26 protein-coding genes are annotated in these 26,956 nt (G+C 45.0%); 23 read left to right on the forward strand and 3 right to left on the reverse strand.

Annotated elements, in window-relative coordinates; genetic code table 11:
* The first annotated feature begins 71 nt into the window (after positions 1-71).
* The 8 genes from ODU46_RS04035 to ODU46_RS04070 all read left to right on the forward strand — a co-directional run bounded on the left by ODU46_RS04035 (position 72) and on the right by ODU46_RS04070 (position 9,266).
* Positions 72-674 (forward strand): nitroreductase family protein, encoded by a 603-nt coding sequence (locus ODU46_RS04035; RefSeq protein WP_202846789.1) that lies wholly within the window; start codon positions 72-74, stop codon positions 672-674.
* A 916-nt stretch (positions 675-1,590) separates the two neighbouring features.
* Complete coding sequence (locus ODU46_RS04040; protein WP_398579283.1) at positions 1,591-2,832, forward strand: aminopeptidase; 1,242 nt, start codon at positions 1,591-1,593, stop codon at positions 2,830-2,832.
* 208 nt (positions 2,833-3,040) lie between these two features.
* A complete protein-coding gene (locus ODU46_RS04045) occupies positions 3,041-3,274 on the forward strand; it encodes a GlsB/YeaQ/YmgE family stress response membrane protein (protein WP_002938398.1) in 234 nt (77 codons plus the stop codon).
* 542 nt (positions 3,275-3,816) lie between these two features.
* The gene (locus ODU46_RS04050; RefSeq protein WP_105153678.1) at positions 3,817-5,379 is read left to right on the forward strand and encodes a 2-isopropylmalate synthase; all 1,563 of its coding nucleotides are present in this window, start codon (positions 3,817-3,819) and stop codon (positions 5,377-5,379) included.
* A gap of 8 nt (positions 5,380-5,387) precedes the next feature.
* Positions 5,388-6,434, forward strand: a complete 1,047-nt coding sequence (gene leuB, locus ODU46_RS04055) for a 3-isopropylmalate dehydrogenase (RefSeq protein WP_105153679.1) — start codon at positions 5,388-5,390, stop codon at positions 6,432-6,434.
* A gap of 2 nt (positions 6,435-6,436) precedes the next feature.
* Positions 6,437-7,828, forward strand: coding sequence for a 3-isopropylmalate dehydratase large subunit (leuC, locus tag ODU46_RS04060; RefSeq protein ID WP_105120207.1), 1,392 nt, complete (start codon positions 6,437-6,439; stop codon positions 7,826-7,828).
* The gene (gene leuD, locus ODU46_RS04065) at positions 7,828-8,421 is read left to right on the forward strand and encodes a 3-isopropylmalate dehydratase small subunit (RefSeq protein ID WP_253221780.1); all 594 of its coding nucleotides are present in this window, start codon (positions 7,828-7,830) and stop codon (positions 8,419-8,421) included. Before leuC ends, leuD begins: the two co-directional genes overlap by 1 nt.
* A gap of 59 nt (positions 8,422-8,480) precedes the next feature.
* Positions 8,481-9,266, forward strand: coding sequence for an L-threonylcarbamoyladenylate synthase (locus ODU46_RS04070; RefSeq protein ID WP_136627969.1), 786 nt, complete (start codon positions 8,481-8,483; stop codon positions 9,264-9,266).
* Between the two features lie 327 nt (positions 9,267-9,593).
* On the opposite strand, the gene ODU46_RS04075 is transcribed toward ODU46_RS04070, so the two are convergent.
* Positions 9,594-10,454 carry a helix-turn-helix transcriptional regulator gene (locus tag ODU46_RS04075; RefSeq protein WP_205013422.1) on the reverse strand — a complete coding sequence of 287 codons (861 nt, stop codon included), beginning with the start codon at positions 10,452-10,454 and terminating at the stop codon, positions 9,594-9,596.
* A 131-nt stretch (positions 10,455-10,585) separates the two neighbouring features.
* Between ODU46_RS04075 and ODU46_RS04080 the strand changes: the two genes are divergently transcribed.
* The 3 genes from ODU46_RS04080 (at position 10,586) to ODU46_RS04090 (ending at position 14,090) form a co-directional block, all read left to right on the forward strand.
* The gene (locus ODU46_RS04080) at positions 10,586-10,798 is read left to right on the forward strand and encodes a hypothetical protein (RefSeq protein WP_205013421.1); all 213 of its coding nucleotides are present in this window, start codon (positions 10,586-10,588) and stop codon (positions 10,796-10,798) included.
* A 68-nt stretch (positions 10,799-10,866) separates the two neighbouring features.
* Complete coding sequence (locus tag ODU46_RS04085) at positions 10,867-11,751, forward strand: ABC transporter ATP-binding protein (RefSeq protein WP_105134004.1); 885 nt, start codon at positions 10,867-10,869, stop codon at positions 11,749-11,751.
* Positions 11,748-14,090, forward strand: a complete 2,343-nt coding sequence (locus ODU46_RS04090) for a hypothetical protein (RefSeq protein WP_398579284.1) — start codon at positions 11,748-11,750, stop codon at positions 14,088-14,090. The genes ODU46_RS04085 and ODU46_RS04090 overlap by 4 nt, the downstream gene beginning before the upstream one ends.
* 43 nt (positions 14,091-14,133) lie before the next feature.
* Here the strand turns inward: ODU46_RS04090 and def are convergent, their stop codons facing one another.
* Complete coding sequence (gene def, locus ODU46_RS04095; protein WP_105100564.1) at positions 14,134-14,748, reverse strand: peptide deformylase; 615 nt, start codon at positions 14,746-14,748, stop codon at positions 14,134-14,136.
* Positions 14,749-14,877: 129 nt separating this feature from the next.
* Between def and ODU46_RS04100 the strand changes: the two genes are divergently transcribed.
* Genes ODU46_RS04100 through ODU46_RS04110 form a run of 3 tightly spaced genes read left to right on the forward strand, consistent with a single transcriptional unit; the run spans position 14,878 to position 17,423 of the window.
* Positions 14,878-16,041, forward strand: a complete 1,164-nt coding sequence (locus ODU46_RS04100) for an MFS transporter (protein ID WP_105211720.1) — start codon at positions 14,878-14,880, stop codon at positions 16,039-16,041.
* 36 nt (positions 16,042-16,077) lie between these two features.
* Positions 16,078-16,704, forward strand: coding sequence for a GNAT family N-acetyltransferase (locus ODU46_RS04105; protein ID WP_238137350.1), 627 nt, complete (start codon positions 16,078-16,080; stop codon positions 16,702-16,704).
* A complete protein-coding gene (locus ODU46_RS04110; protein WP_105153686.1) occupies positions 16,695-17,423 on the forward strand; it encodes a pseudouridine synthase in 729 nt (242 codons plus the stop codon). The genes ODU46_RS04105 and ODU46_RS04110 overlap by 10 nt, the downstream gene beginning before the upstream one ends.
* A gap of 41 nt (positions 17,424-17,464) precedes the next feature.
* Here the strand turns inward: ODU46_RS04110 and ODU46_RS04115 are convergent, their stop codons facing one another.
* Positions 17,465-18,046, reverse strand: coding sequence for a xanthine phosphoribosyltransferase (locus tag ODU46_RS04115; RefSeq protein ID WP_398579285.1), 582 nt, complete (start codon positions 18,044-18,046; stop codon positions 17,465-17,467).
* Positions 18,047-18,262: 216 nt separating this feature from the next.
* Here ODU46_RS04115 and ODU46_RS04120 point away from each other — a divergent pair, with 216 nt between their 5' ends.
* From ODU46_RS04120 to cysE, 9 genes are all read left to right on the forward strand, one after another.
* Positions 18,263-19,573 carry a nucleobase:cation symporter-2 family protein gene (locus ODU46_RS04120; protein WP_014638669.1) on the forward strand — a complete coding sequence of 437 codons (1,311 nt, stop codon included), beginning with the start codon at positions 18,263-18,265 and terminating at the stop codon, positions 19,571-19,573.
* 684 nt (positions 19,574-20,257) lie between these two features.
* Complete coding sequence (locus tag ODU46_RS04125) at positions 20,258-20,767, forward strand: hypothetical protein (protein ID WP_024378859.1); 510 nt, start codon at positions 20,258-20,260, stop codon at positions 20,765-20,767.
* 142 nt (positions 20,768-20,909) lie between these two features.
* Entirely contained in the window at positions 20,910-21,128 is a 219-nt protein-coding gene (locus ODU46_RS04130) for a helix-turn-helix transcriptional regulator (protein ID WP_044675946.1), read from the forward strand.
* Positions 21,109-21,585: a DUF6773 family protein gene (locus ODU46_RS04135; protein WP_044675947.1), complete on the forward strand. Its 477-nt coding sequence runs from the start codon at positions 21,109-21,111 to the stop codon at positions 21,583-21,585. The genes ODU46_RS04130 and ODU46_RS04135 overlap by 20 nt, the downstream gene beginning before the upstream one ends.
* Positions 21,586-21,800: 215 nt before the next feature.
* Positions 21,801-23,084, forward strand: a complete 1,284-nt coding sequence (locus ODU46_RS04140; RefSeq protein WP_105155357.1) for a uracil-xanthine permease family protein — start codon at positions 21,801-21,803, stop codon at positions 23,082-23,084.
* A gap of 197 nt (positions 23,085-23,281) precedes the next feature.
* Positions 23,282-23,551, forward strand: coding sequence for a 30S ribosomal protein S15 (gene rpsO, locus ODU46_RS04145; protein WP_002938849.1), 270 nt, complete (start codon positions 23,282-23,284; stop codon positions 23,549-23,551).
* Positions 23,552-23,565: 14 nt separating this feature from the next.
* A complete protein-coding gene (locus tag ODU46_RS04150; protein WP_260619436.1) occupies positions 23,566-23,691 on the forward strand; it encodes a hypothetical protein in 126 nt (41 codons plus the stop codon).
* 162 nt (positions 23,692-23,853) lie between these two features.
* Positions 23,854-26,073, forward strand: a complete 2,220-nt coding sequence (gene pnp, locus ODU46_RS04155) for a polyribonucleotide nucleotidyltransferase (RefSeq protein ID WP_105118974.1) — start codon at positions 23,854-23,856, stop codon at positions 26,071-26,073.
* A 53-nt stretch (positions 26,074-26,126) separates the two neighbouring features.
* Entirely contained in the window at positions 26,127-26,744 is a 618-nt protein-coding gene (gene cysE, locus ODU46_RS04160; RefSeq protein WP_205026922.1) for a serine O-acetyltransferase, read from the forward strand.
* The last annotated feature ends 212 nt before the right edge of the window (positions 26,745-26,956 follow it).

Below are 26,956 nucleotides of genomic sequence, written 5' to 3' on the forward strand. Positions count from 1 at the left end.
TTGATAGGTATATAATCTCTACATAGTGATAAAAACTACTATGTAGTAACAATAAGAAAAGAGGAAATCCTATGTCAAACTTTGCAAAACTTCAAGAAACTCGTCGTTCTATCTATGCACTTGGTAAAGACCTACCTGTATCAAATGAAGAAGTAGTAGCACTTGTTGAGAAAGCCATGAAAGAATCTCCATCAGCTTTCAACTCACAATCAAGCCGTGCAGTTGTACTTTTCGGAGCTGAATCAGACGCTTTTTGGAATGAAATTGCCTACAGCGAATTAGAAAAAGTAACGCCAGCAGAAGCTTTTGAAGGCACAAAAGGTCGTTTGGCTGGTTTTGCGGCTGGTGCTGGTACTATCTTGTTCTTCGAAGACCAAGACGTGGTTAAAGGCTTGCAAGAAAGCTTCCCACTTTACGCTGAAAACTTCCCGATCTGGTCTGAACAAGCTCACGGTATCAACTTGTACGCAGTATGGTTGGCTTTCGCTGAGAAAAACATCGGCATGAACGTACAACACTACAACCCATTGGTTGACGCACAAGTTGCTGAAAAATACGGTATCCCAGCTAACTGGAAACTCCGTGCACAAGCACCATTCGGAAGCATCGCAGCTCCAGCAGCAGACAAAGACTATATGGCGGATAGTGACCGTGTAAAGGTTTTTGGTAACTAATACTCTGCGAAAATTGAAGTCAGACGTTGTTGACTTGATGTGATGAACTTAAGTTCTATCTACATCTGCGTCGCCTAGTCTGACTTCAATTTTCATTGAGTATACATATTTACAGTTTGTTTTATTACGTCGGCAGATAAGGGCTGGGCTCAAGCCCAGCGCCACTTCTTAGAGTTCGTGCCAACATCTCAGCGCAGTGGTTGATTGGCAGATTTGTTCGTGTCTTACACTCCAAATCTGACCATTACGACTGTTGCGAACAAAGTTCGCTTCATCTCCAACCTCCAAAGGTTCCCCGAACCTTTGGAGTTATGCGGGGGTGGGAGTGAAACAGTCTGGGAATAGACTGTTTCAGCTCAACAACTAGAAATAAAGACTTGTTGACGAACTCTTTTTGACCTAGTCGAGTTCTTTCTCACTCCCTATTTCCAGCTTCAAACACTCCACTGGATTGTTTGAACTCGCTTCGGCGTACGTTACGAGCGTTACTTACTATCGTAAGTAAGATTTCCAACCTTCAACAGTCACTACTCTGACTGTTGAAGCAGCCTACAGCTGTTGATACGAACTCTGTTCGCTTTATCTCCAACCTCTAACTGTCTCCCAGATAGTTAGAGCAAGTACTAAATGCAAACTGAAAACTTTACTCTGCGAAAATTGAAGTCAGATGTTGTTGACTTGAAGTGATGAGTGTAAAGCTCCACTGGAGCTTTACACTCTGCTCCCTTAAAACAAGAGAGGAGCGGGGGTATACCTTCGGCTTTTTGACACGAACTCCGTTCGCTTTATCTTCCAGCTCCAACTATCTCCCAGAGCTAACCTTTCCAACTTCCTGTATCAGCAGGAAGTTTTTTTATCTGTCTAGCTTAAAATATGATACAATAATAGGGTATTTCAAAGTACAAAGGAGAAAAAGATGGTATTACCAAATTTTAAAGAAAATCTCGCTAAATATGCTAAACTTTTGGTTTCAACAGGTATCAATGTGCAACCAGGTCACACGATTCAATTGACAATTGGAGTAGATCAGGCTGAGTTGGCTCGTTTGATTGTCAAAGAAGCATATGCTCACGGTGCTAAGGAAGTCTTGGTCAACTGGTTGGACGATGTGATTGCGCGTGAACGTTTGGTCAATGTAGATGTGGAACTTTTGGAACAAGTTCATCCACAACGCATCACTGAAATGAACTACCTTTTGGAGCGTAAGGCTAGCCGTTTGGTTGTTTTGTCAGAAGATCCAGGTGCTTACGATGGCGTTGATCCAGAGAAATTGTCTCGCAACGCTCGTGCACTCAGCCAGGCTTTGAACCCAATGCGGCAAGCATCCCAAGCTAACAAAATCAGCTGGACACTCGGTGCAGCCTCTGGTTTGGAATGGGCTAAAAAAGTCTTCCCAAATGCAGCGTCTGACGAAGAGGCAGTGGACCTCCTTTGGGACCAAATCTTCAAGACTTGCCGTATCTACGAGGAAGATCCAATCAAGGCTTGGGAAGAGCACGAAGCACGCTTGGTGGCTAAGGCTAAGGTGCTTAACGATGAGCAGTTTGTCAAATTGCACTACACAGCACCAGGAACTGACCTCGTTCTCGGTATGCCGAAGAATCACTTGTGGGAAGCGGCTGGTTCGGTTAATGCCCAAGGTGAACACTTTATTGCCAACATGCCAACAGAAGAGGTCTTCACAGCACCTGACTACCGTGTGGTAGACGGTTATGTAACGTCAACAAAACCACTCAGCTACAATGGTAACATCATCGAAGGCATCAAAGTAACCTTCAAAGACGGTGAAATCGTAGACGTGACGGCTGAAAAAGGCGATGAAGTCATGAAGAAATTAGTCTTTGATAACGCTGGTGCACGTGGTCTCGGTGAGGTTGCCCTTGTGCCAGACAAGAGCCCAATCTCTCAATCAGGTGTGACTTTCTTCAACACTCTCTTTGATGAAAATGCCTCAAACCACTTGGCGATTGGTCAAGCTTATGCCTTCTCTATCGAAGGTGGCACGGAAATGAGCCAAGAAGAGTTGAAAGAAGCTGGTCTCAACCGCTCAGATGTTCACGTGGACTTTATGATTGGTTCTAACAAGATGAACATTGACGGAATCCGTGAAGACGGTACTCGTGTGCCAATCTTCCGTGACGGTGAGTGGGCGATTTAATGATATTTGAATGAAACTGGGCAAAAAGCTCAGGATCACTTCTCAGAGTTCGTATCAACATCTCAGCGCAGTGGTTGATTGGCAGATTTGTTCGTGTTTTGCACTCCAAATCTGACCTAATCAACTGTGCGGGGGTGGGAAGACGAACTCTTTTTGACCTAGTCGAGTTCTTTCCCACTCCCATTTTGTAAATAAGGAGGAAAACAAGATGTTAACAAGTATTATCGCAGGTGCCATTATTGGCTTGATTGCAGGCGCTCTTACTTCATCAGACGACCGTCGTGGTTGTCTTGGAAATATCATCCTTGGACTTGCTGGTTCGTGGATTGGACAGTTGCTCTTTGGTGATTGGGGTCCACAGTTTGCTGGTATGGCCCTGGTACCGTCAGTCTTTGGAGCAGTATTGCTGGTGGCGATTTTTAGCAGCTCAAGGCGGAATTAAACACCTGAACCGTGCTTCAATTGGAGCATGGTTTTCTATTATCTGGATTTGTACGAATTGCCGTATTGTTCGGATTTTTCAGAAAATTTCCATTTTTCTGTTGACAAGTGAAAAAAAGTAAGGTATCATTGTAAACAATTAAGAACCTGTATTCACAAGTGAAGTGCTTGTATATAAGAGATAGTTTTTCGCTAATCAAGGCAGTTTTTTGAGGGAATACTGACGTATTTTGAAAAAAACTAACGATGAGTAGCTGAAATACTAGCCTTAGATGGAAGTGCTGAACTGTGAATACCGGTTCCAGAATACTGAAAGGAAAAAGTCAAATGAAACCTGTCACTACAAAATTCTTTGCTTTGTTGTTGCGACGGTCGGGCTAGTGCTGAAAGAATGCATTAGTCCTGTTTGGCTTACCAAGCGGGCGCTGTTGACAACATCTCGCAGGTAATAGTCCTCGAGGTGTTTTCTTTTTCTTAGTATACTTTGAAAACTAAGAAAGAGAACCTAATATTGACGTTAGGGTTATTTAGAAAGGTATTCTTATGCGTGTGATTGAATTTTTAGATACGACTTTACGAGATGGTGAACAGACGCCGGGTGTGAATTTTTCGATTAAAGAAAAAGTGACCATCGCCAAGCAGTTGGAAAAATGGGGGATTTCTGCTATTGAAGCGGGTTTCCCAGCGGCCAGTCCTGATTCGTTTGAAGCGGTTCGTCAGATTGCGGCAGCGATGACCAAGACGGCTGTGACAGGTTTGGCACGGTCGGTAAAATCAGACATTGATGCTTGTTATGAGGCTCTGAAAGATGCCAAGTATCCGCAGATCCATGTTTTCATTGCGACCAGCCCCATTCACCGTGAATTTAAACTTCAAAAGACCAAGGAAGAAATTTTGGCGCAAATCACTGAACATGTCAGCTATGCACGTGAGCGTTTTGAAGTGGTTGAGTTCTCGCCAGAGGATGCGACACGGACGGAGTTGAATTACTTGCTTGAAGTGGTGCAGACAGCGGTTGATGCAGGTGCGACCTACATCAACATTCCAGATACAGTCGGCTTTACGACTCCTCAGCACTACGGAGAAATTTTCCGTTACTTGACGACAAATGTCAAATCGGACCGTGAGATTATTTTCAGTCCGCATTGCCATAATGACCTAGGTATGGCTGTTGCCAATACCCTATCGGCCATTAAAAACGGTGCCGGTCGTGTCGAGGGAACTATCAACGGTATCGGGGAGCGAGCAGGGAATGCGGCCCTTGAAGAAGTAGCAGTTGCCCTTGAAATTCGGAAAGATTTCTATGATGTGACTAGTCCGATTGTTCTTAAGGAAACGCTCAATACTTCGGAATTAGTATCTCGCTTTTCTGGGATTGCCATTCCACGCAATAAGGCGGTTGTCGGTGGCAATGCCTTCTCTCACGAGTCAGGAATTCACCAAGATGGTGTCTTGAAAAATCCATTGACCTATGAAATCATTACACCTGAGTTGGTAGGGGTCAAGAAAAATTCTCTGCCACTAGGTAAATTATCTGGTCGCCATGCTTTTGTGGAAAAGCTGAAAGAACTAGACCTGTATTTTGAAGAAAGTGATGTTGCTAGTTTGTTTGCTCGTTTCAAAAACCTGGCAGACAAGAAGGAAAAAATTACGGATGCTGATATTCGAGCTCTGGTAGCTGGGACAGAAATCAGCAATCGCGATGGTTTCCAATTTAAAGATTTGCGTTTGGATAGTCAGTCTGACGGAAGTATTCAGGCTCAGGTCATCTTCATCAATCAGAATGAGGAAGAAGTGGTCGTTGTGGAGTCAGGCAAGGGCTCGGTTGAGGCTGTCTTTAATGCTATTGACCAATTCTTCCACCAAGAGATTAGTTTGGAACGCTACCATATTGACGCTATTACCGACGGTATCGATGCCCAGGCGCGTGTGCTAGTTGCTGTAGAAAACAAGGCAACGGAAACGGTCTTTAATGCCTCTGGTATTGACTTTGACGTGGTGAAGGCTTCTGCCATTGCCTATATTCATGCCAATATCATGGTACAGAAAGAAAATAGCGGACAGATTGATAAGAAACTATCTGAGAAAGAGTTGCCACACATCTAGGAGGAAGTATGACGAAAAAAATTGTAGCCTTGGCTGGTGATGGAATCGGTCCTGAAATCATGGAGGCTGGCCTAGCAGTCCTCGAGGCTGTTGCTGGGCAAGTAGGATTTGATTATGAGATTGAGGAGAGAGCTTTTGGTGGCGCTGGGATTGATGCGGCTGGCCATCCTCTACCAGATGCTACCTTGCAAGCCTGCCGTCAGGCAGATGCGATTTTGTTAGCAGCAATCGGTAGCCCTCAATATGATGATGCAGTTATTCGACCAGAACAAGGTCTGCTTCAACTTCGGAAGGAACTGGGTCTCTTTGCCAATATCCGTCCGGTGAAAATTTTTGATAGCCTGAAAGACTATTCTCCTCTGAAGGCCGACCGGCTGGACGGTGTGGATTTGGTCATGGTACGGGAGTTGACAGGTGGGATTTATTTTGGAGAGCACATTCTGGAGACAGACCAAGCCAGCGATAGCAATACCTATCAGGCAGAAGAGATTGAACGGGTTGTCCGCTCTGCCTTTGACCTAGCCCAAAAAAGACGAAAAAAAGTCACCAGCATTGATAAACAAAATGTACTGGCGACGTCAAAATTATGGCGTAAGGTAGCGGATGAGGTGGCTAAGGACTACCCAGATGTGACCTTGGAGCACCAGTTGGTGGATAGCGCAGCCATGCTTTTGATTACCAATCCTAGTCGGTTTGACGTCTTGGTGACGGAAAATCTTTTCGGAGATATTTTGTCGGATGAAGCCAGCGTATTAACAGGAACGCTGGGGGTTCTGCCTTCTGCTAGTCATGCGGTAGCAGGTCCCAGTCTCTACGAACCGATTCACGGTTCGGCTCCGGATATTGCCGGTCAGGGCATTGCCAATCCTGTCAGTATGATTCTATCTGTTGCCATGATGCTGGAAGAAAGTTTTGATTTGGTCCAAGCAGGTCAGACCATTCGCCAAGCTATTGAAGCGGTCTTTGCACAAGGCGTTTTCACGAAAGATCTAGGTGGGACCGCCTCTACCAAAGAAATGACAGAGGCCATTATTGCCCAGATTGGAGGTGGGTAGATATGAGTGGAAAATCCATTTTCGATAAGCTCTGGGACCGCCATGTGATTACAGGGCAGGAAGGTCAGCCTCAGCTCCTCTATGTTGATCAACATTATGTCCACGAGGTGACCAGTCCCCAGGCCTTTCAAGGATTGAGGGATACAGGGCGATCTGTTCGGCGCCCAGACTTGACCTTTGCGACTTTTGACCACAACGTGCCAACCGTTGATATTCACAATATCCGTGATGTCATTTCCAAGGCTCAGATGGATGCCTTGGCTAAGAATATAGAAGATTTCGGCATTCCCCACGCAGCCCATGGTTCGGAACATCAGGGGATTGTCCACATGGTTGGACCAGAAACAGGCAGGACCCAGCCAGGGAAATTCATCGTCTGTGGAGATAGCCATACAGCGACTCACGGAGCATTTGGAGCTATTGCCTTTGGGATTGGTACTTCTGAAGTGGAGCACGTTCTCGCTACCCAGACCATTTGGCAGGTCAAACCTAAGCGACTCCTAGTGGAGTTTGTCGGTCAGGCACAAAGAGGGGTCTATGCTAAGGACTTTATCCTGGCTCTGATTGCCCGCTACGGCGTGGATTGTGGTTTGGGTCATGTGGTCGAGTTTGCAGGTCCCGTCATCGACCGACTCAGCATGGAAGAGCGGATGACGATTTGCAATATGTCCATTGAGTTCGGCTCTAAGATGGGCATTATGGCTCCAGACCAGACCACCTTTGACTACCTGCGAGGTCGGGAGTGTGCACCAGCGGACTTCGATGCGGCGGTGGAAGACTGGAAGGAGCTCTACTCGGATGCGGACACCGTCTATGACAAGCACCTGGTCCTTGATGTGTCGGACTTGGCACCCATGGTGACTTGGGGGACCACTCCTGCTATGGGGGTTAGCTTTGACGAAACTTTCCCATCCATCCGTGACCACAACGACGAGCGGGCCTATGCTTACATGGACTTGGCTCCTGGGCAAAAGGCTGCGGACATTCCCGTTGGCTATGTCTTCCTAGGCTCCTGTACCAATGCTCGCCTCAGCGATTTGCAGCTGGCAGCTAGGATTGTTAAGGGGCGGAAAATAGCAGAGCAGGTTACGGCTATTGTCGTACCAGGCAGTCGCCCTGTCAAGCGAGCTGCAGAAAAGCTTGGTCTAGACAAGATTTTCATGGAGGCTGGTTTTGAATGGCGAGATCCAGGTTGCTCCATGTGTCTGGGTATGAATCCAGACAAGGTGCCTGCAGGTGTCCACTGCGCCTCTACAAGTAATCGAAACTTTGAAGACCGACAGGGCTTTGGGGCAAAGACCCACTTGTGTAGTCCTGCGATGGCTGCCGCAGCTGCGCTTTATGGACGATTTGTCGACACTAGACAGCTAGACATTCTCAAGGAGGGAGTTTAATGCACCAATTTACCACATGGACAGGAACAACCGTTCCGCTCATGAATGATAATATTGATACTGACCAGCTCCTGCCCAAGCAGTTTCTCAAGCTGATTGACAAAAAAGGATTTGGTAAGTATCTGCTCTATGCTTGGCGATACTTGGATGATGACTACACGGACAATCCTGATTTCATTCTCAATCAGCCTGCCTATCAAAGAGCCAGTATCCTCATATCTGGGGACAACTTCGGAGCAGGTTCCTCTAGGGAACACGCTGCTTGGGCTCTGGCAGATTATGGCTTCAAGGTCATCATTGCAGGCTCCTTTGGGGATATCCATTACAACAATGACTTGAACAATGGGATTCTGCCCATTATCCAGCCCAAAGAAGTCAGGGACCAACTGGCTCAGCTGGCTCCTGCCCAAGAAATCACGGTTGACTTGGCAGACCAGTTGATACGGACGCCTTTTGGGGAATTCCCATTTGACATCGAACAGGACTGGAAACACAAGTTGCTCAATGGCTTGGATGATATTGGTATTACATTACAGTATCAGGATTTAATTGCTGAGTATGAGGGGAATCGCCCAAGCTACTGGCAAAACTAAATATATTAGAAAACAAGCAGGTCGCTCTGCTATGAAACAAAAGAAAAGAGGAAATGATTATGACGAAACAAATTCACTGGGATGGCGCACTTTCACAAGAAGGTCTTGACATTATCAAGGGTGAGGGAGGCGTGATTGTCTGCCCAACTAAGGTTGGTTACATCATCATGACTGCTGACAAGGTTGGCTTGGAGCGTAAGTTTGATGCCAAAGAGCGTAAGCGTAATAAGCCAGGGGTCGTACTTTGTGGTAGCATGGAGGAGCTTCGTGAGTTGGCTCAGTTGACTCCTGAGATTGATGCTTTCTACCAAAAACATTGGGATGAGGACATTTTGTTGGGTTGTATCTTGCCTTGGAAACCAGAGGCTTATGCCAAGTTGCAGGCTTATGGCGATGGTCGTGAAGAGTTGATGACCGACGTTCGTGGTACTTCTTGCTTTGTTATCAAGTTTGGTGTGGCTGGCGAGCAGATTGCTAAGGAAATGTGGGAAAAAGAAGGCCGTATGGTCTACGCTTCATCTGCTAACCCGTCAGGTAAGGGTAATCGTGGTAAGGTGGAAGGTATCGGTGAGCGGATTGCTTCTAAGGTGGATTTGATTATCGAGGCGGATGACTACGTGGCCTCTATCCAGCCAGACAAGACCATTGAAACCCGCTATGAGCAAGGGGTTATGGTGTCCATGGTAGACAAAGATGGTAAACTGATTCCAGAACAAGGTGCAGATAGCCGTTCTATCAGCCCATGCCCAGTTGTCATCCGTAAGGGTCTGGACATCGATAAAATCATGATGCACCTGTCAGACCACTTCAACTCTTGGGACTATAGACAAGGGGAATACTACTAAGATATCGTCATTTAGTTTATCTTTTATTACGTCGACGAACGAGGAAACTCCGTTTCCCTATTTCCAACTTCAAATAATTTCATCATTATTTGAACTCACCTTGCCTGATTGAAACAGTCTGGGGGACTGTTTCAAGTCAATGCCTAGAAACAAGAAAGCATTGAGTTATGCCTGCGGCTTTTGAAGCGAACTTGGTTCGCACTATCTCCAGCCTTCAAAGGTTCCCCAAACCTTTGAAGCGAGTACTAAAAGTAAACTAAAAGACTATAATTGAGAACGATCCGAAAGGGTCGTTTTTTAGTACCACAAAAAAACTGACTGAAGATTTCAGTCAGTTTGGTGTTGTTTGATAAGAAATTGGAGGTTGTCGAGAAGTGCTTGCTCGTCCGTCAATTCCAAGATTTGTAGTCCTTTGTCAATCAGTTCCTGCTTGTTTTGGGCTATGCCTAGGTAGACATAGGCACGGGCTAGTTGGTCATAGCGTTTTTCTTGCTTGGCTAGTTCCATGAGTTTGGTGGCAAAAAAAGTAGACTTGCTGTACTGTTTTTGTTCAAGGGTAAAAAGGGATAGTTGTTGGTAGAAAGATAGTATGGTGGGCTGGATTCGCTTGTAATCCTTGTATTTTTCTAATCGTTTTAGAAGAAGATTGGCAGTTTCTTCAAGGCTATCAAGTGAAGAAATCTTAGACAGAAGAGTGCCGACCAAGATAATATCGTTATGGTACCAGTTGTCATATCGTTCTAGCTCTGACCACAGAAGTTTTGAAAGGGTTTCAGCTTCTTCGGAAATCTGATTGAAAGAAGTGCTTTTTCGAATGGCTACTACGGTTTCTAAAAGTTGGCATTTTCGACGGATAGGACCATCATCTGGTTCTTTGTTCAAGTGGTCGTGGCAACGCTTTATCAAATCCTCCATCATCTTAGTGGTAGGATTCCTGAGATTATCTATATCATAGAGCAATTGTTGGCGTTGGCTAGGTTGATAGTAGTTACAGAGGTATTCGAATTCCTCGAAGGTCATATCAACTTGCTTGAGCAAGAATCGCATGAGTTCGTAGCTGGGAATAGTTTGATTTTTCTCGAAACGAACCAAAGTAGTCCGATTGATAAAATCTCCACATACTTGCTCTTGGCTCAAACGTTTGCTTTTCCGAATGCTCTTATAAACACTTCCGTAATCCCACCGCATAAACTACTCCATTCAAAAAAATGTGAAAATATGTAACAAAATAAATAACATTTTTAAAAATAGTATATCATAATAATATGAAAATATTATGTTTTGTATATAGAAAATAGGCTGATAAAAGGAGTAACCTAATGAAACAGATTGATAAAAATACTTTATTTTTAAGTAGTGTCATTGTTCTTTCGTGTAGTGTCCTATTGTTTCATATGGACCCGATTCAGATTGTAGATAGAGAGATTTGGCTCTGGCTAAATTCATTTATTCATGTGCTATTTTTAAAACCTGCTGCTAGTCTAGGCTTTCTTGTAGGGCTTTATTTGCTGTATAAGGCTTTCAAGAAGTAGTCTAGCCAATAATAAGCTGATGAAAGGCTGTTGTTTCGCTCTGCCATTTCTCCAAGAAAGGAGTTTCTATGCTAAAAGTAGTCGATGTCTGTAAGCGATACGGTGCCCACCAGGTCTTGTCCTATGTGTCTTTTGAGCTGCAAGCGGGGGACTTGGTTGCTCTAGTAGGTCCCAATGGTGTGGGAAAATCCACCCTCCTGAATATCATCAGCAATACAGAAACCGCTGACCGTGGGTCGGTAACCATCAATGGTCGTCCGAATAGTGACCGAGCGATTTTTCAGGATATGTCTGTCATGTTGGATGCCCAAGCACTTTATCCACAGTTGACGGGTTATGACCATCTGACCTATGTGGCTGCCACCCACAAGCTGGGGAAAAAGGAAGTGGATGCGTTAGTGGAAGAATTGGGGATGGGCTACTATGTCAAAAAGCGGGTGGCTGGTTATTCCATGGGCATGAAGCAGAAGCTGCTCTTTGCCATGGCTGTCCTTCCCAAGCCCAAGCTCTTGTTGCTGGATGAACCCCATATCGGCTTGGACCCGACCAATATCATCCAGCAGCGGGAATTTCTTCTGAATTTACAGGCAGAAGGTGTTGCGATTTTGCTTTCTTCCCACCATCTGTCGGAGATTGAGAAGCTGACCAATCAGGTTTATTTCCTCAAGGCCAGCAAGTTGATTGCCACAGAAGTGGAGTTGACGGCGGATTATGATTACCATCTTGCTGTGGAAAACTCCAAGCAGGTCCAGGAATTTTTACGGGATTATCCGCAACTCTTGTGGAAAAAGGCAGAGCAGGGTCTAGTGGAAATCTTCTTACCCGAGCGAGATTTATTGGATTGTCTGGATCGTATTCCAATCCAGCAGGTGGCTGGCCTTACAAAAGCCAGCGACTATATGGAATCCCTCTATCGTGATCTCTACGTGGAGGAAGGTGGTGAGGGGATATGAGGCTGAACTTTGAAATCAAGAAAATTCTCTGGTCGCCTCTCTACTGCTTGCTCGTGCTGGGTTTTCTAGGTCTGGCCTACCTTCCTGTTTCTCAGCGCCAAGTCCACCAAGCGGCCTATGTGGAAACCTACAAAGAAGAACTGAGTGAATTGGTTAGTGTCTTGGCAGATATAAAAATTGAGGAGGAGTCAGAAGAAGCACCGCGGATGGTGGGCTTGAAATCCGATATAGAAAGTGTCGGTCAGGCCTTAGATGAGGGGAAGTTTGAAGCTATCCCCAACTACCGCAAACTCATGTATCAGGATTTGGACTATTTTATCAGTCGCAATCGGCAGCTTTTTCAAACGCGACAATCCTTGACGCTTAGTGAAGTCGAGTGTTTGGCCAGATGGAATGACTGGTTGCTTGCCTACCAATTGCCTGATGGTCCTGAAAACAAGGCTTGGTCAACAGGGCGTATTGTTCAAGCCTACTTAGAAAGTTTGTTTGGTTTTCTTCCTGTATTTTTGGTGCTTGGTTTTCTACTTGCCAATCAGCTGGCGGAAAAGACACTGGCTCATCAAGTTTGGCAGTTGCGACAATGGGATAGTCTGAGTTTGCAGGGGATGAGGCGTTTGGTTGCTTCCTTGCTTTCGCTTTTGCTGGCTGTGGGGATAGGTTTACTCTTTATCCTGGTCTATGATGGGCTGACAGGTCAGTTGGCTGTATCTAGTTTTCAAGCTCCTGTTGAGATGTTGGGTCAGAGGCAGTTGATAGGCTCTTGGCTTTACGGGCTTATCTTGCTTGGTTTTTGGCTGGTCTTGCTCCTAGCTATTCGTCTCTTATTTGGATTTCTAGACCACCTGTTAGCCAGTCGGCTGACTTTTGTGGTGACGGGGTTACTGTTAGCTCTGGGGCTTTCCTATCAGGCAGGTGCAGTAGCTGGTTGGTCAGGTCAAATTCTGCCCTTGCTTGCCTTTCCGAGTTTTTTAGACACAGCTGCATTTTCACAGGTCTTTGTAGCGGTGGATGTCTTGCTCCTGCTGACCATTGGGCTTTTTGTGGCTTATTATCTGCTGACAGAAAAGAAAAGGCTAGTCCTGACCGTGGGGCATCAGAAGGAGTTAGACACAGGTCCTTTAGACAGGGTTTGGTCTTTTGATGTTCTCATCCTTAGTCGGCTCAATTCTTGGAAGGGGCTCGTCTTAGGAAACTTGCTCCTAGCTCTGCTATTTTCCCTACTGACGGGACTAGAAAAGCAAGAGGTTGCCCAGGAGGAGAGGGTTTCGATGGAGTTGGTTGCCCAGTCCTATGAGCAGGATGAGGCCTATGTGGAGAGTTTGCAGTCGGAAATCAACCGTCTGAGGCAGTTGGTCAAAGAGGACGCGAGCTATCAGGAGGAGTTGGAGCTGAGGCTTGGTCTCTTGCAAGAATACCGTATCTACAAGGACCTCTATGTCAAGCAATGGCAGGTTTATCAGGAAAAACCTCAGGCTCTGCCAGCTAGTCACCTTGCTATGCTGGAGGCAGAGCAGGTCTATCTATGGGCTAGAGAGGAAAAGGCCTTTGCCAATGGTGATATTGGGGCCAGCCAGACGGTGGATAATCTTCGCCGTTACCAGACCCGCAATCAGGTCAGTCAGTATTACTGGCAACAGCTGATGGAGGCTGGGGTGCCTGCAACCAAGCGAGGCAAGGATGTCGTTTTGACCAGCTTGGAAAATCGTTTTGATACCAATGATGCCTTAGTTCCAGTAGACGATCCTTCTTGGGACCGCTCCAGAGATTTGTCAGGTATTGGCAGTCTGCGCTCTCTCTTTGATGGTCCGGCCTATTTGTTGGTGCTCTTGCTGGCGGTTTGGCTTGGCAGTCGGGGTAAGGCGGTGGAGGTTGTAGGGAAAAACTGGCGTCTCTATCAGACCCAGCCTGTGGATTTGCGTAAGGTTCTAGTCACCAAGTGGTTGCTGGGTCTGGGTCAGGCTCTTGGGTTTACGGTGCTCTTTCTAGTCAGTCTTTTCATGGTCAATAGTCTGGTTGGTGGAATCGGTTATCTGGAAGATGGCCTTGTCTTGCTTTCCCATTCGGAGAGAGGGATTTTTCTGGAACTCCTGAGGGGACAAGAACTCTGGGCTTGGTTCCTTCCAAATGCTCCTTATCTCTTGTGGATGGCGCTTGGCTTGCTTGTCTTGGAAATTGTGCTAGTTAGTCTCAATCATCTCTTGCAGGTTCGGTTTTCAAATCGCTTGGTTGTCTTCGTCCTACTAACTGGTTTGCTGGCTCTGCTGGACTACCTCCTCTTTCAAGACCTGATTTTGGATGGGCAGGAAATTTTTAGGCAGTTAGCTCTGCTATGTTTATAAAAAAGAAAAACTGACCGAAAATTTTTCAGTCAGTTTCTTATGTTTATTCAATCACCAGCATGCCTTCTTTAACGGCAAATGGGTGTTCTGGGTCAATGCGGTCGTAGAACATGACACCGTTGAGGTGGTCGATTTCGTGTTGGACCACGATGGCATTATAGCCTTTGAGTTTGATGCGGTGCTTTTCTCCGTTTTTATCCATGTAATCAACAGTCACGCGTGCGTGGCGGACTACGTAGCCTTGGACTTCGCGGTCAACAGATAGGCAGCCTTCGCCTCCTTCCATAGCCGCTTCTTGGACAGAGTGTGCCACGATTTTAGGGTTGTACATGACCTCTTGTAGAGAGTAGGCTTGGGCAGGTGGATTGCCTTCCTCATCTTCTGGATTTGGGACTAAGACAGCAATGATGCGTTTGGAAACGTCAATCTGAGGTGCTGCTAGACCAACTCCGCCACGGAGTTTCATCTTCTCCGCCATGACTGGATCCTGCGAATGTTTGAGGAATTGCATCATTTTTTCGCCTAAAATAATTTCCTGGTCAGATAGGGGAAATGCAACTTCTTCAGCGACCTGGCGTAGGGTTGGATGCCCTTCACGGATGATGTCATCCATGTCAATCAAATGGGCAGCTTTTGTCAATCGTTCAATAACAGACATAATTCTCTCCTTTGGGTATCGATAGATTAAGTATAGCATGAAATCTAGGAGAATAAAAGTCTCAGTCACCTATCTATTCTGTCTCAAATCTGTTATACTAGTAAAAGACGAACGTTGAAAGGGAGAAAAATGAAAAGAATTTTAGAAAAAGCCAGTTTGCTGGCCCTGTCCACCATGCTGGTTTCGACATTTGCAGTTTCACCAGCTATTCCGCAGATGATTGAGTATTTTGCTCAGCAGGGAATTGCAGCGGCCCAGGTGGAAAATTTGATTACGGTGACCTCTTTTGCTATTATGATTACTCTATTGGCAAATGGTCTAGTTGTTCGTTTCTTATCAGAACGAAACATTATCATTGCAGGGCTTTTGCTTATGGCCATCGGCGGAGCTTTGCCCATGTTTCTAACTGCTTATCCTCTGATTTTATTGGCTCGTATCTTGCTTGGTTTGGGGATTGGCTTGATCAATGCGCGTGCTATTAACATTATCGGTAATTTTTTCACCGGTCAGGAGCGGGTGCAGATGATGGGCTTGCGTGGTTCAGCAGAGGTTTTGGGAAGCGCAGGGCTTACCCTCCTTGTCGGTTGGTTGACCCAGTTTGGTTGGCAACCTGCCTTCTTGGTCTACCTTTTTGCCTTGGTCATCTTGGCTCTCTTCCTTCTCTTTGTTCCCAAGGAGGAATTGCTGGCTCGCATGGAGGTAAAGGTTGAGGAGAATGCGCCCAAGGTCAAACTGGACAAGACCATGTGGATGATGGGAATTTATCTGGCATTCTTAGCCTTCTTTGTTATCAATGTCAATACCTTCCTGACCATTCGTATTCCTCAGATTGTTTTAGCCAAGGGCATTGGTACTGCTCAGCAAGCCAGTCTAATTCTCAGTCTTATGCAGGTCATGGGGATTGTGGCAGGGACGGTCTTTAGTAGCTTGGTTGGTCGTTTGAAGGGCTGGCTTTTAGCTGTTTCCTACGTGGTCTTTGGACTCGCGGTTGTCGGCATTGCCTTTGCGGATAATCTCTGGGTGCTGGGTCTCGGTGGTATGGTGTCAGGATTTTTCTACAGCATCATTCTAACCATTGTCTTTAGTCAGGTAACAGACCGAGCACCTAAGGCCTTGCTCAATGCAGTCATGACAATCGTCCTTATGGGCTGCAATATCGGCGGAGCCACATCTGCCATCTTGCCGACCTATCTGGAAAAACTTAACCCAACCCCAACAGGAGCCTTTGGTATCTACGCCATCGGCTGTGCCTTGATAAGCGCAGGCTTGATTTATAAACAACTGAAGAAATAGGAGCGGATTTCCGCTCCTTTTTGGTATAATATTCTTATGTTAGAAAACAACCGCTTAAATGAATTAATACTCCGTTTTCCTGAGGATGTTCAGTTGATTTTTAAGGACATGATTCCCTCCTATCAGTTGGGCTATGCGGATTATGTCTATCAGACAGATAGTTACGCTACCCAAAACCGTCGGATTAAAAATTTAGCAAAAAATTTCCGAAGAATGGATTATTTTTACATCATGCCCCTGCCCCAGGATCTGGCATTGGAAATTGCTAACCAATGGCGCTATCAACCACCTTTGGATGCCTATACGATTAGTGCAAACCCCGAGACTTATGCTGAGATGATTTCACCAGAGGCGCGTGGAGACCGCTTTTTTGCAGTCATCCGCAATGCGGCCCTCATGGGCTATTTCTGTATTGACCAAGATGGCGAGACCGTTGACATTCGTTTGGGTATGAAACCTTCTTTGACGGGTCAGGGAAATGGCAGAGCTTTCTATCAGGCTATTGAAGACTATGTAGTAGAGCATGTTCAGCCAGCTAGTATCAAACTGACAGTTGCTAGCTCTCATCAAGTTGCCCAAAAACTCTTTCATGCTCTTGGTTTTACAGAAATAGAAAAGCAAGCAGAATATATAAAAATGGAAAAGAAAGTCGTATGCGATTAGATAAATTTTTAGTGGACTGTGGTGTCGGCAGTCGAACAGAAGTCAAGAAACTCCTGAAAAACAAGCAAGTCACAGTCAACGGCCAGGTTGAAACATCACCCAAACAGCAAATTAACGAAAAACAAGACCAGATTGCACTAGCAGGTCAGGTCTTGAGTCATGAAACTTTTGTTTACTATCTATTGAATAAGCCCAAGGGAGTTATTTCAGCAACCGAGGATGACCACCATCGGACTGTTTTGGATTTGCTAGATAATACAGCTCGCCAGAAGGAAGTTTTTCCTGTTGGACGCTTGGACATTGATACCCATGGCTTGCTCCTCTTGACCAACAACGGTCAGCTGGCTCATACCATGCTTTCTCCGAAAAAACATGTTGATAAACTCTACCGTGCACAGGTGGACGGGATCATGATCCAAGAGGATGTCGAACGATTTGCGGCAGGAATTGAGCTGAAAGACTTTACCTGTCAGCCAGCCCAGTTGACCATCCTCTCTACAGATGAAGCTAAGCAGACCTCACTGGTTGACGTCACCATCCGAGAAGGGAAATTTCACCAGGTCAAACGCATGGTGCAGGCCTGTGGAAAGACGGTGACAGACTTGCAACGACTATCAATGGGGCCTCTTCGCTTAGATTCAAAATTAGCGCTTGGAGAATACCGCAGGTTGACTGCTGCCGAATTAAAGCAATTAGAAGTCTTTGGTGTGGAATTATAGATAAATAGAAGAGACTTGCTCCCGATTGGAAGCAAGTCCTTTTAAATATCCGCAGCTGTAAAAACAACCTGTCCATCTTGAAATTTTTCAATACGAGCGAGAGAAGTAACCGGGACACCTGCATCCAGTAAGAGCTGGCGACCGTCTTGGAAGGACTTTTCGATGATGATACCAACCCCAGCTACTTGTGCCCCGGCCTGTTGGATAATGTCAATCAAGCCTTTTGCTGCTTGTCCATTGGCCAAAAAGTCATCAACGATTAGAACACGGTCCTCAGGTGACAAAAACTTACTGGCAATAGAAACGGTGCTAGTAACTTGCTTGGTAAATGAATAGACTTCAGCGGTCAAAATGCCTTCGGTCATAGTAATATTTTTATGCTTTTTAGCAAAAATCATTGGCACATCTAGGCTTTCTGCAACATAGACGGCTGGTGCAATACCTGAGGCTTCGATCGTGACAACCTTGGTAATTTCTTTAGAGCGATAGACGTCTGCCAAGACCTGCCCCATTTCTTTCATCAAGCGAAAATCAACCTGATGGGTCAAGAATGAGTCAACTTTTAAGATGTTTTCTCCTAATACCTGACCATCTTTTAAAATGCGTGCCTCCAAAGCTTTCATATCTATCTTCTCCTCCAAATGATACTTTTGTGTATTATAGCATTTTTTGGCTAAAATCAAAACAATAAACGAATTTTTGTGTTGAGATATTGTATATATTGACAAAATTCATTGAAAAATACGAATGTTCTGTGTTTGTTGGAGTGAAATGTATTGAAAATGATTGTGTTTTCTGTTAGACTAATACCATTATTTAGGAATAAAGAAGGAGAAATCATGTCTCAGAAAATAACAAATGAACATTCTTCGGATATGCTTTACGGAATTGATGAACAACCACCAAAAGGGATGGCTGTTTTGCTTGCTTTTCAGCATATTTTAGCAGCTTTTGCAGGAATCATCGCAGTGCCTCTTGTCGTTGCAAGTGCCTTAGGATTGTCAGTCGAAGATACTTCAATTATGGTATCAGCCTCTATCTTTGTTGCTGGTATTGCTACCATTTTGCAATCTAAAGGTGTTGGGCCAGTAGGTTCACGTGTCTCTGGTATGATGGGAACGGACTTTACCTTTGCCAATCCAGCTATCAGTGTTGGTAGCCAGCTCGGGATTGCAGGTATCGTAGGAGCAACCATTGCTGGTTCATTTGTAGAGATTGCTCTCAGTCGTTTTGTCAAACCCTTGATGCGCTTCTTTCCGCCTTTGATTACAGGGACTGTTGTATCCCTCATCGGTATTACCCTCATGCCAGTAAGTATGGACTGGGCAGCTGGTGGAGCTGGCGCTTCAGACTATGCTTCAGTTGAAAATATCGGTATTGCCTTTATCGTCTTGGTTTTCACTTTGGCATTAAATCATTATGGTAAAGGAATGTTGAAAACAGCGTCAGTCTTCTTTGGGATGGTCTTTGGATATGTCCTCTGTATTCTGCTTGGAAAAGTAGATATGTCTGCTGTTGGAGAAGCAGCCTGGTTTGCTCTTCCTAAAATTTTCCATTATGGTGTAAAATTTGACCTATCTTCTATTCTAGCCTTCATTCCAGCCTATGTCGTATCCTTGATCGGAACGGTCGGAATTATGATGGCCATTGGAGAAGCCTCAAATCAAAAGATTTCTTCTGAGCGGGCAGCAAATGGTGTTCTGGCAGATGGTGTTGGTTCCTTGATTGCAGGTATTTTTGGTGCTGGTCCAAATACAGCCTTCTCACAAAACGTTGGCCTCATTACTTTGACAAAAGTTGCTAGTCGTCATGTCATGATTTTAGCAGGTATTATCTTGACTCTACTTGGCGTCTTTCCAAAATTATCTGCCTTGATTTCCATCATGCCGCAGCCTGTTCTTGGTGGTGTTGGGATTATCATGTTCGGTTTGGTTGCAGCCCAAGGGATTAAGACTCTTGCAACGATTAAAATTGGGGACCGTGAGCTCTTGATTATCTCTATTGCCTTTGCGCTGGGGATTGGAGTGACCGTTCGTCCAGAATTATTGAGTCATCTTCCATCAGCTCTTCAAATGGTCTTCTCATCAGGTATTTCAACAGGGACCCTGGCTGCCTTGGTATTAAATCTGGTGTTAAAAGAGGAAAAATAAGAGTTATTTTATTAGTTTGCTTAGATGAAAAGAGAAGGCTGGGCAAAAAGCCCAGGACCACTACTCAGAGTTCGTGTCAACATCTCAGCGCAGTGGTTGATTGGCAGATTTGTTCGTGTTTTACACTCCAAATCTGGTCTCTACGACTGATGCGAACAGAGTTCGCTTCATTTCCAACCTCCAACAGTCACTACTCTGACTGTTGGAGCTATGCGGGGGTGGGAGTGAAACAGTCTGGGGATAGACTGTTTCAGCTCAACAACTGGAAATAAGGACTTGTTGACGAACTCTTTTTATCTTGGTCGAGTTCTTTCCCACTCCCCTTTTTGGGGTAAGTAAAAAATGCTAAGGGTGTACAGTTGTCGTATCTGAAATTCTAGCCCCTGCTTGACCGTACTTGGTATAACATATTACAATATATACAAGAACCTGTGTTCACAGTTCATCGCTTCCATTGGAGTGTTTGAAGGTGGAGATAAGGAAAGGAGATTCCTGACCAATTAGGTGGTAGGCGAAAACAGCCACAGGAGCTTTTTACTCGTCGAAGCAATAAAGTGAAACTAAATGGTGATAGAGTCAAGTATTCCTTCAAAAAATTGCCTTGATGAGCAAAAACGATTTCTTGCATAAGAACACTTTGTTTATGAATATAGGTTCTAAGATTTGTCCAAGAGAGGTTATTATATGTTGAAATATATCCGTGCCCTTCCCCTTGTTATAGTAGCGGGAGCGGTTGTTTACTTTACTATTTTTATCTGTATTGATAATGGTGATTGGACCTATGTTGTGACTAGAGCGCTAGGGCTTAAGGAAGAACATGCCAATAATGTTTCTTTGATTGTAATTGGTGCCCAATCACTTTTTCTAACTTCGGATTGGTTTTACAAGCGGATTCGTGCCTTTCTCAATCGTCGTTTGGAAAAGGCCAAAGGGCTTAATCGGCAGATTTATCTGGGCTATAAGGCAGGGATTGAGTTTTTGATGGCGTTACCCAAACGAACTATTTTATTCACATTCTATCTACTTTTAGTAGTTGCTGAAAGTGTTGGTCTGATTGAAAAAGCCAAGGACTATGCTGCGGTAATCATCTTCATAATTGCTGTTGACCGCGTGACCAAAATCTGGCCGGAGGAAAAGCGGAGGATGATTGAGTTTAGCCAGAAGATTAAGAAACGGATTAAGAGTGTGGGATAAGTCAAGATTAAATATTTTAAGAAGGCAGGACTGTCTTCTTTTTTGTTAAAAAAACCAAACAAAATGTAAGGTATATATTGCAAAAATAGAAAATATAGTGTATAATATAACTATAAAAATACGAAAGGAGGATGGCTATGATATGAGGAACATACGACTTAAGCTGGCTCGTGTAGAAAAAGATATGACCCAAGGGGACTTAGCGGAGGCAATCGGAGTGACCCGCCAGACCATCGGTCTGATTGAGGCGGGGAAATACAATCCCAGTCTTAGTCTTTGTCTGTCGATTTGCCACTGTTTAGAGAAAAGTTTAGATCAATTATTTTGGGAGGAACCAACTAATGAAAAAAATTGTGACTGATGAACGTGTTCGACAAGAAGAAAACCAAGTCTTTGCCTGGGTGGGCAGAGCCATGAATATTCTTTTGCCTCTCTCTTTTCTTCTCAAGAGTGTGGTTTTAAAGTGGTCTTTTGAGACCTATGTTTTTGAACTGGTTGCCATGCTGTTGATCTCAGCATATCTCTTTTACGGCTATTGGAAAAAGGGGATAGACATGGAACGGGGACCTGCTTGGCAAGGCTACTTCTATTTAGGAGGGGTAATCGTTGGTACAACTATCTTAATGGCTTGGAATAACTACCAGATTTACGGACATCATTATACTGGCATTTGGGATGGACATTTTTGGGTAGTCGTTTTAATATTCTTTATTTCTATGACCTGTCTTGTTCTGCTATTGCTGAACATAGTATCTTGGGTAAATAGCTACCGTCAGAAGCAGGTGGAAAAAGAGTTGGAAGAAGAAATGGAGTATTAATAAGCAGTTCAGCTCCCTGCTCTGCCATTTTCCTAAAAAATAAAAATTTACAAAATTCCTTGTCAAAAGTAAGGGCTTATGTTACAATACCAAAAGCGTAGGTTTTTAAACTCATCCCGTGAGGTGAGAAAGACAACAGGATAATTCATTAAGGGCCTATGACTATGTATATTTAGAAAGTCTGGGTCTTTTTGTGTACCCAGAATGGGAGATTTATGAGTACAAAAGCCAATCTTTTGTTTGATGTCCATGAGAAACCAGCACCGCTTCAAGGGATTTTGTTGAGTTTCCAGCACGTGTTCGCTATGTTCGGAGCGACCATTTTGGTGCCACTGATTCTCGGTATGCCAGTTTCCGTGGCTCTCTTTGCATCAGGTGTCGGAACCTTGATTTACCAAGTGGCAACCCAGTTTAAAGTTCCAGTTTACTTGGGTTCATCCTTTGCCTACATTTCTGCTATGGCGCTTGCCATCAAAGAAATGGGCGGTGATGTATCAGCTGCGCAGACAGGTATTCTCTTCGTCGGTTTGATTTACGTCTTGATTGCTGCACTTGTTAAAGTTATCGGTACTAAGTGGATTGATACCCTCTTGCCACCGATTGTTATCGGTCCTATGATTATCGTTATCGGTCTGGGTCTTGCCAACTCTGCCGTGACTTCGGCAGGCTTTGTCGCAGACGGTGACTGGAAAAACGTCGTTGTGGCGATCGCAACCTTCTTGATTGCTGCTTTTGTCAATACCAAAGGGAAAGGCTTCGCCAAGATTGTCCCTTTCTTGATTGCCATCATCGGTGGTTATGTGATTGCTATCTTCCTCGGACTAGTTGACTTCACACCTGTTCTGGAAGCAGCTTGGTTTGAATTACCAGGTTTCTACCTACCATTTGAAACAGGTGCCTTCAAGTCGTACAATTTCTACTTCGGTCCAGAAATGATTGCTATTTTACCAATTGCTGTTGTAACAGTAGCTGAGCATATCGGTGACCACACCGTTCTCAGCCAAATCTGCGGCCGCCAGTTCTTGAAAGATCCAGGCCTCAGCCGTACCTTGATTGGTGACGGTGTGGCGACTGCCGTATCTGCCTTTATCGGTGGACCTGCTAACACGACTTATGGTGAAAATACAGGGGTTATCGGTATGACCCGTATCGCATCAGTATCCGTTATCCGTAATGCAGCCCTGATTGCCATTGCCTTCTCATTCTTGGGTAAATTTACAGCCCTTATCTCTACTATTCCAAGTGCCGTTCTTGGTGGTATGTCTATCTTACTTTACGGTGTTATCGCCTCAAATGGTTTGAAAGTTTTGATTGAGAGCCGTGTTGATTTCGGTCAAGTCCGTAACCTGATTATTGCAAGCTCTATGTTGGTATTGGGTCTTGGTGGAGCAGTTCTCAACATCGGTGCCATCACCCTTTCAGGTACAGCCCTCTCAGCCATTGTAGGTATTATCCTCAATCTTATCTTGCCAAAAGCAGAAAAGGCAGAGCAAATGTGATATACAAGTAGAAAGTCAGCTTCGGCTGGCTTTTTTTGAAAATAGCAGAGCAGCTCAGCTATTTCTCAAATCAGTTGACAAAAGAGCCATTCCTTGATAGAATGGTTAAGGTCCAAAAGGACAAATCTAGCTTTTTCTTGGTTACAGGTCGCCAACCTGTCACTCGGATTAGGCTCAAAAACAAAGGAGAACATATCATGGCAATCTCAAAAGAGAAAAAAAATGAAATCATGGCACAATATGCTCGTCATGAAGGCGACACAGGTTCAGTTGAAGTTCAAGTAGCAGTACTTACTTGGGAAATCAACCACCTTAACGACCACATCAAACAACACAAAAAAGACCACGCAACTTACCGTGGTTTGATGAAAAAAATCGGTCGCCGTCGTAACTTGTTGGCATACCTACGCCGCACAGACGTAAACCGTTACCGTGAATTGATTCACTCACTCGGACTACGTCGTTAATATAGGAAACTGCCATGTCTTCGGACATTGGCAGTTTTTCTTATGTTCCATTATGGGAGTGTAGTGCTCGGAAAAAGCTGGGTGTTCTTCGTTTGATTGAAGAGTATTCGTTTCGTTCGGTTGTTTATATAGCAGGTTAGATTTTCCCTCAAATTCCTTCCTCAATTCCCCACATTTTCCGTCAAATATGATAAAATAAGAAGTATGCGTGGTTTTGTGCAAAAGAGAGTGAAACAAGCTTGTTTGATTGTCTTTTGTAGAAAACACGCAAGAAAAATTTCAGAAAAAATAGGAGACAATTCATGTCAAAACAAGTATTTGAAACGGTTTTTGCTGGCAAGAAATTGGTTGTTGAAACAGGCCAGGTTGCCAAACAAGCCAATGGTGCGGTTGTCGTTCGCTATGGCGACTCCACAGTCCTTACAGCGGCAGTTATGTCCAAGAAAATGGCAACGGGCGATTTCTTCCCGCTCCAAGTCAACTATGAAGAGAAAATGTACGCTGCAGGGAAATTCCCAGGTGGCTGGATGAAGCGTGAAGGCCGTCCGTCAACTGATGCGACCTTGACAGCTCGTTTGATTGACCGTCCGATTCGTCCAATGTTTGCAGAAGGCTTCCGTAACGAAGTACAAGTCATCAACACAGTGCTTTCTTATGATCCAGATGCTTCTGCTCCAATGGCAGCCATGTTTGGTTCATCATTGGCATTGGCAATCTCAGACATCCCATTCAACGGCCCAATCGCAGGAGTGCAGGTTGGTTATGTCAATGGTGAACTCATCATCAACCCTGACAAGGCTCAAATGGAAGAGTCTCTCCTTGACTTGACAGTAGCTGGTAACAAGGATGCCATCAACATGGTAGAGTCTGGCGCTAAAGAGTTGTCAGAAGACATCATGTTGGAAGCTCTTTTGAAAGGTCATGAGGCTATTCAAGAACTCCTTGATTTCCAAAATCAAATCGTAGCAGCAGTCGGCAAGGAAAAGGCAGATGTGGAACTTCTTCAAGTGGACCCAGAATTGCAGGCTGAGATTGTCGCAGCTTATAATGACGATTTGAAAAAAGCGGTGCAGGTTGAAGAAAAATTGGCCCGTGAAGATGCGACCAATGCCGTTCGTGAGACCGTCATCGCGGCCTACGAAGAAAAATACGCTGAACACGAAGAATTCGACCGCATCATGCGTGATGTCCATGAAATCTTGGAACTCATGGAGCACGCAGAAGTTCGTCGTTTGATTACAGAAGACAAGGTCCGCCCAGACGGCCGTCGTGTCGATGAGATCCGTCCGCTGGACGCAGAAGTGGACTTCTTGCCAAACGTTCATGGCTCAGGTCTCTTTACCCGTGGTCAAACTCAGGCACTTTCAGTCTTGACCTTGGCCCCAATGGGTGAAACTCAAATCATCGATGGTTTGGATGATGAATACAAGAAACGTTTCTTGCACCACTACAATTTCCCACAATATTCAGTTGGTTCAACTGGTCGTTATGGTGCACCAGGTCGTCGTGAGATTGGTCACGGTGCCCTTGGTGAGCGTGCCCTTGAGCAAGTCTTACCGAGCTTGGAAGACTTCCCTTACGCTATCCGCTTGGTAGCAGAAGTTTTGGAGTCAAACGGTTCTTCATCGCAGGCTTCTATCACAGCTGGTACCCTTGCCCTCATGGCAGGTGGTGTGCCAATCAAGGCACCAGTTGCAGGGATTGCCATGGGTCTGATCTCAGACGGCACCAACTACACTGTCTTGACTGATATTCAAGGTCTTGAGGACCACTTCGGCGACATGGACTTTAAGGTTGCTGGTACCCGTGACGGTATCACAGCTCTTCAAATGGACATCAAGATTGACGGTATTACACCGCAAATTTTGGAAGAAGCCTTGGCACAGGCTAAGAAGGCACGTTTTGAAATCCTTGATGTCATCGAAGCGACGATCCCAGAAGTTCGTCCTGACTTGGCACCAACCGCACCGAAGATTGACACTATCAAGATTGATGTGGACAAGATCAAGATTGTCATCGGTAAGGGTGGCGAAACCATCGATAAGATTATTGCAGAAACTGGCGTGAAAATCGATATTGACGAAGACGGTCTTGTCGCGATCTTCTCACCAGATCGCGATGCGATTGAGCGGACCAAGGAAATCATCGCAGGTCTTGTTCGTGAGGCAAAAGTGGACGAAGTCTTCCAGGCAAAAGTTGTTCGTTTGGAGAAATTCGGTGCCTTTGTCAACCTATTTGATAAGACAGATGCCCTGGTCCACGTTTCTGAAATGGCTTGGACTCGTGTCAATAAACCAGAAGACCTAGTTGAAATCGGCGATATTGTCGATGTTAAAGTCATCAAGATTGATGATAAAGGACGTATTGACGCTTCTATGAAGGCTCTTCTTCCAAAACCAGAAGGTTATGTGGAGCCAGAAAAACGCGAGCGTTCTGACAGACCACGCCGTCATAAAGACAACAAAGAGAAAAAAGATAACAACTTTGGTGAATTCAAATTCCACAAGGTTGAAAAGAAATAAGCTGAGTAGACAAGTTCGGTAGCGGGCTTGTCTTCTCGCTAGAAGGAGTGACTATGGGTTGGTGGAAGGACACCATTGAGATTGTAAAAGAAAAAGATCCGGCAGCACGGACGACCTTGGAAGTTCTTTTGACCTACCCAGGTGTCAAGGCCTTGGCTGCCCACCGTCTGTCCCATTGGATGTGGAAAAAAGGCTTTAAACTCTTGGCTCGGATGCACAGCCAATTTTGGCGCTTTTGGACCAATATTGAGATTCATCCAGGTGCCGAGATTGCTTCGGGAGTCTTCATTGACCATGGAGCTGGTTTGGTTATCGGTGAGACAGCTATTATTGAGTCTGGTGTCATGCTCTACCACGGCGTAACGCTTGGTGGAACAGGAAAGGATACGGGTAAACGCCATCCAACTATCCGAAAGGGTGCCCTTGTTTCTGCACACGCACAGGTTATTGGACCAGTTGAAATCGGAGAAAATGCTAAAGTGGGTGCAGCTGCCGTTGTCCTAGCCGATGTTCCAGCAGATGTGACAGTGGTCGGTATGCCAGCTAAAATTGTCCGTGTACACGGTCAAAAAGATGAGAAGGTCATTCATGACATGGAAGATGGCCGTGAACACTACACGACTAAGCTTGCGGAATTACGAGAAGCCAGCCACCGTTCGTCACATTTGTAGGAAAGCGGATGGCTGACAGTATGACCTTCTTTGAAGTGGCTATGGCGATTGCAAGAAAATTAGAAAGTACATCATGTTAAAAAAATTAGTAAGACAAAACTGGCCTTATGTGTTGACCTCCATCGCTGGAACAATTCTATCTATCCTTAAGTTTTCCCAAGGAAACTGGCAGTTAGGGATGATTTGGCTGGCAGTGACAGCTTATTGGCTAG

Origin of the sequence: Streptococcus sp. 2020WUSS089 (genome assembly GCF_044427405.1) — a bacterium.
Lineage (GTDB): Bacteria > Bacillota > Bacilli > Lactobacillales > Streptococcaceae > Streptococcus > Streptococcus hashimotonensis.

Coding starts and splice junctions, on each gene's coding strand:
- ODU46_RS04035 (WP_202846789.1), top strand. CDS start 72: ATGTCAAACTTTGCAAAACTTCAAGAAACTCGTCGTTCTATCTATGCA.
- ODU46_RS04040 (WP_398579283.1), top strand. CDS start 1,591: ATGGTATTACCAAATTTTAAAGAAAATCTCGCTAAATATGCTAAACTT.
- ODU46_RS04045 (WP_002938398.1), top strand. CDS start 3,041: ATGTTAACAAGTATTATCGCAGGTGCCATTATTGGCTTGATTGCAGGC.
- ODU46_RS04050 (WP_105153678.1), top strand. CDS start 3,817: ATGCGTGTGATTGAATTTTTAGATACGACTTTACGAGATGGTGAACAG.
- leuB (WP_105153679.1), top strand. CDS start 5,388: ATGACGAAAAAAATTGTAGCCTTGGCTGGTGATGGAATCGGTCCTGAA.
- leuC (WP_105120207.1), top strand. CDS start 6,437: ATGAGTGGAAAATCCATTTTCGATAAGCTCTGGGACCGCCATGTGATT.
- leuD (WP_253221780.1), top strand. CDS start 7,828: ATGCACCAATTTACCACATGGACAGGAACAACCGTTCCGCTCATGAAT.
- ODU46_RS04070 (WP_136627969.1), top strand. CDS start 8,481: ATGACGAAACAAATTCACTGGGATGGCGCACTTTCACAAGAAGGTCTT.
- ODU46_RS04075 (WP_205013422.1), bottom strand. CDS start 10,454: ATGCGGTGGGATTACGGAAGTGTTTATAAGAGCATTCGGAAAAGCAAA.
- ODU46_RS04080 (WP_205013421.1), top strand. CDS start 10,586: ATGAAACAGATTGATAAAAATACTTTATTTTTAAGTAGTGTCATTGTT.
- ODU46_RS04085 (WP_105134004.1), top strand. CDS start 10,867: ATGCTAAAAGTAGTCGATGTCTGTAAGCGATACGGTGCCCACCAGGTC.
- ODU46_RS04090 (WP_398579284.1), top strand. CDS start 11,748: ATGAGGCTGAACTTTGAAATCAAGAAAATTCTCTGGTCGCCTCTCTAC.
- def (WP_105100564.1), bottom strand. CDS start 14,748: ATGTCTGTTATTGAACGATTGACAAAAGCTGCCCATTTGATTGACATG.
- ODU46_RS04100 (WP_105211720.1), top strand. CDS start 14,878: ATGAAAAGAATTTTAGAAAAAGCCAGTTTGCTGGCCCTGTCCACCATG.
- ODU46_RS04105 (WP_238137350.1), top strand. CDS start 16,078: ATGTTAGAAAACAACCGCTTAAATGAATTAATACTCCGTTTTCCTGAG.
- ODU46_RS04110 (WP_105153686.1), top strand. CDS start 16,695: ATGCGATTAGATAAATTTTTAGTGGACTGTGGTGTCGGCAGTCGAACA.
- ODU46_RS04115 (WP_398579285.1), bottom strand. CDS start 18,046: ATGAAAGCTTTGGAGGCACGCATTTTAAAAGATGGTCAGGTATTAGGA.
- ODU46_RS04120 (WP_014638669.1), top strand. CDS start 18,263: ATGTCTCAGAAAATAACAAATGAACATTCTTCGGATATGCTTTACGGA.
- ODU46_RS04125 (WP_024378859.1), top strand. CDS start 20,258: ATGTTGAAATATATCCGTGCCCTTCCCCTTGTTATAGTAGCGGGAGCG.
- ODU46_RS04130 (WP_044675946.1), top strand. CDS start 20,910: ATGAGGAACATACGACTTAAGCTGGCTCGTGTAGAAAAAGATATGACC.
- ODU46_RS04135 (WP_044675947.1), top strand. CDS start 21,109: ATGAAAAAAATTGTGACTGATGAACGTGTTCGACAAGAAGAAAACCAA.
- ODU46_RS04140 (WP_105155357.1), top strand. CDS start 21,801: ATGAGTACAAAAGCCAATCTTTTGTTTGATGTCCATGAGAAACCAGCA.
- rpsO (WP_002938849.1), top strand. CDS start 23,282: ATGGCAATCTCAAAAGAGAAAAAAAATGAAATCATGGCACAATATGCT.
- ODU46_RS04150 (WP_260619436.1), top strand. CDS start 23,566: ATGTCTTCGGACATTGGCAGTTTTTCTTATGTTCCATTATGGGAGTGT.
- pnp (WP_105118974.1), top strand. CDS start 23,854: ATGTCAAAACAAGTATTTGAAACGGTTTTTGCTGGCAAGAAATTGGTT.
- cysE (WP_205026922.1), top strand. CDS start 26,127: ATGGGTTGGTGGAAGGACACCATTGAGATTGTAAAAGAAAAAGATCCG.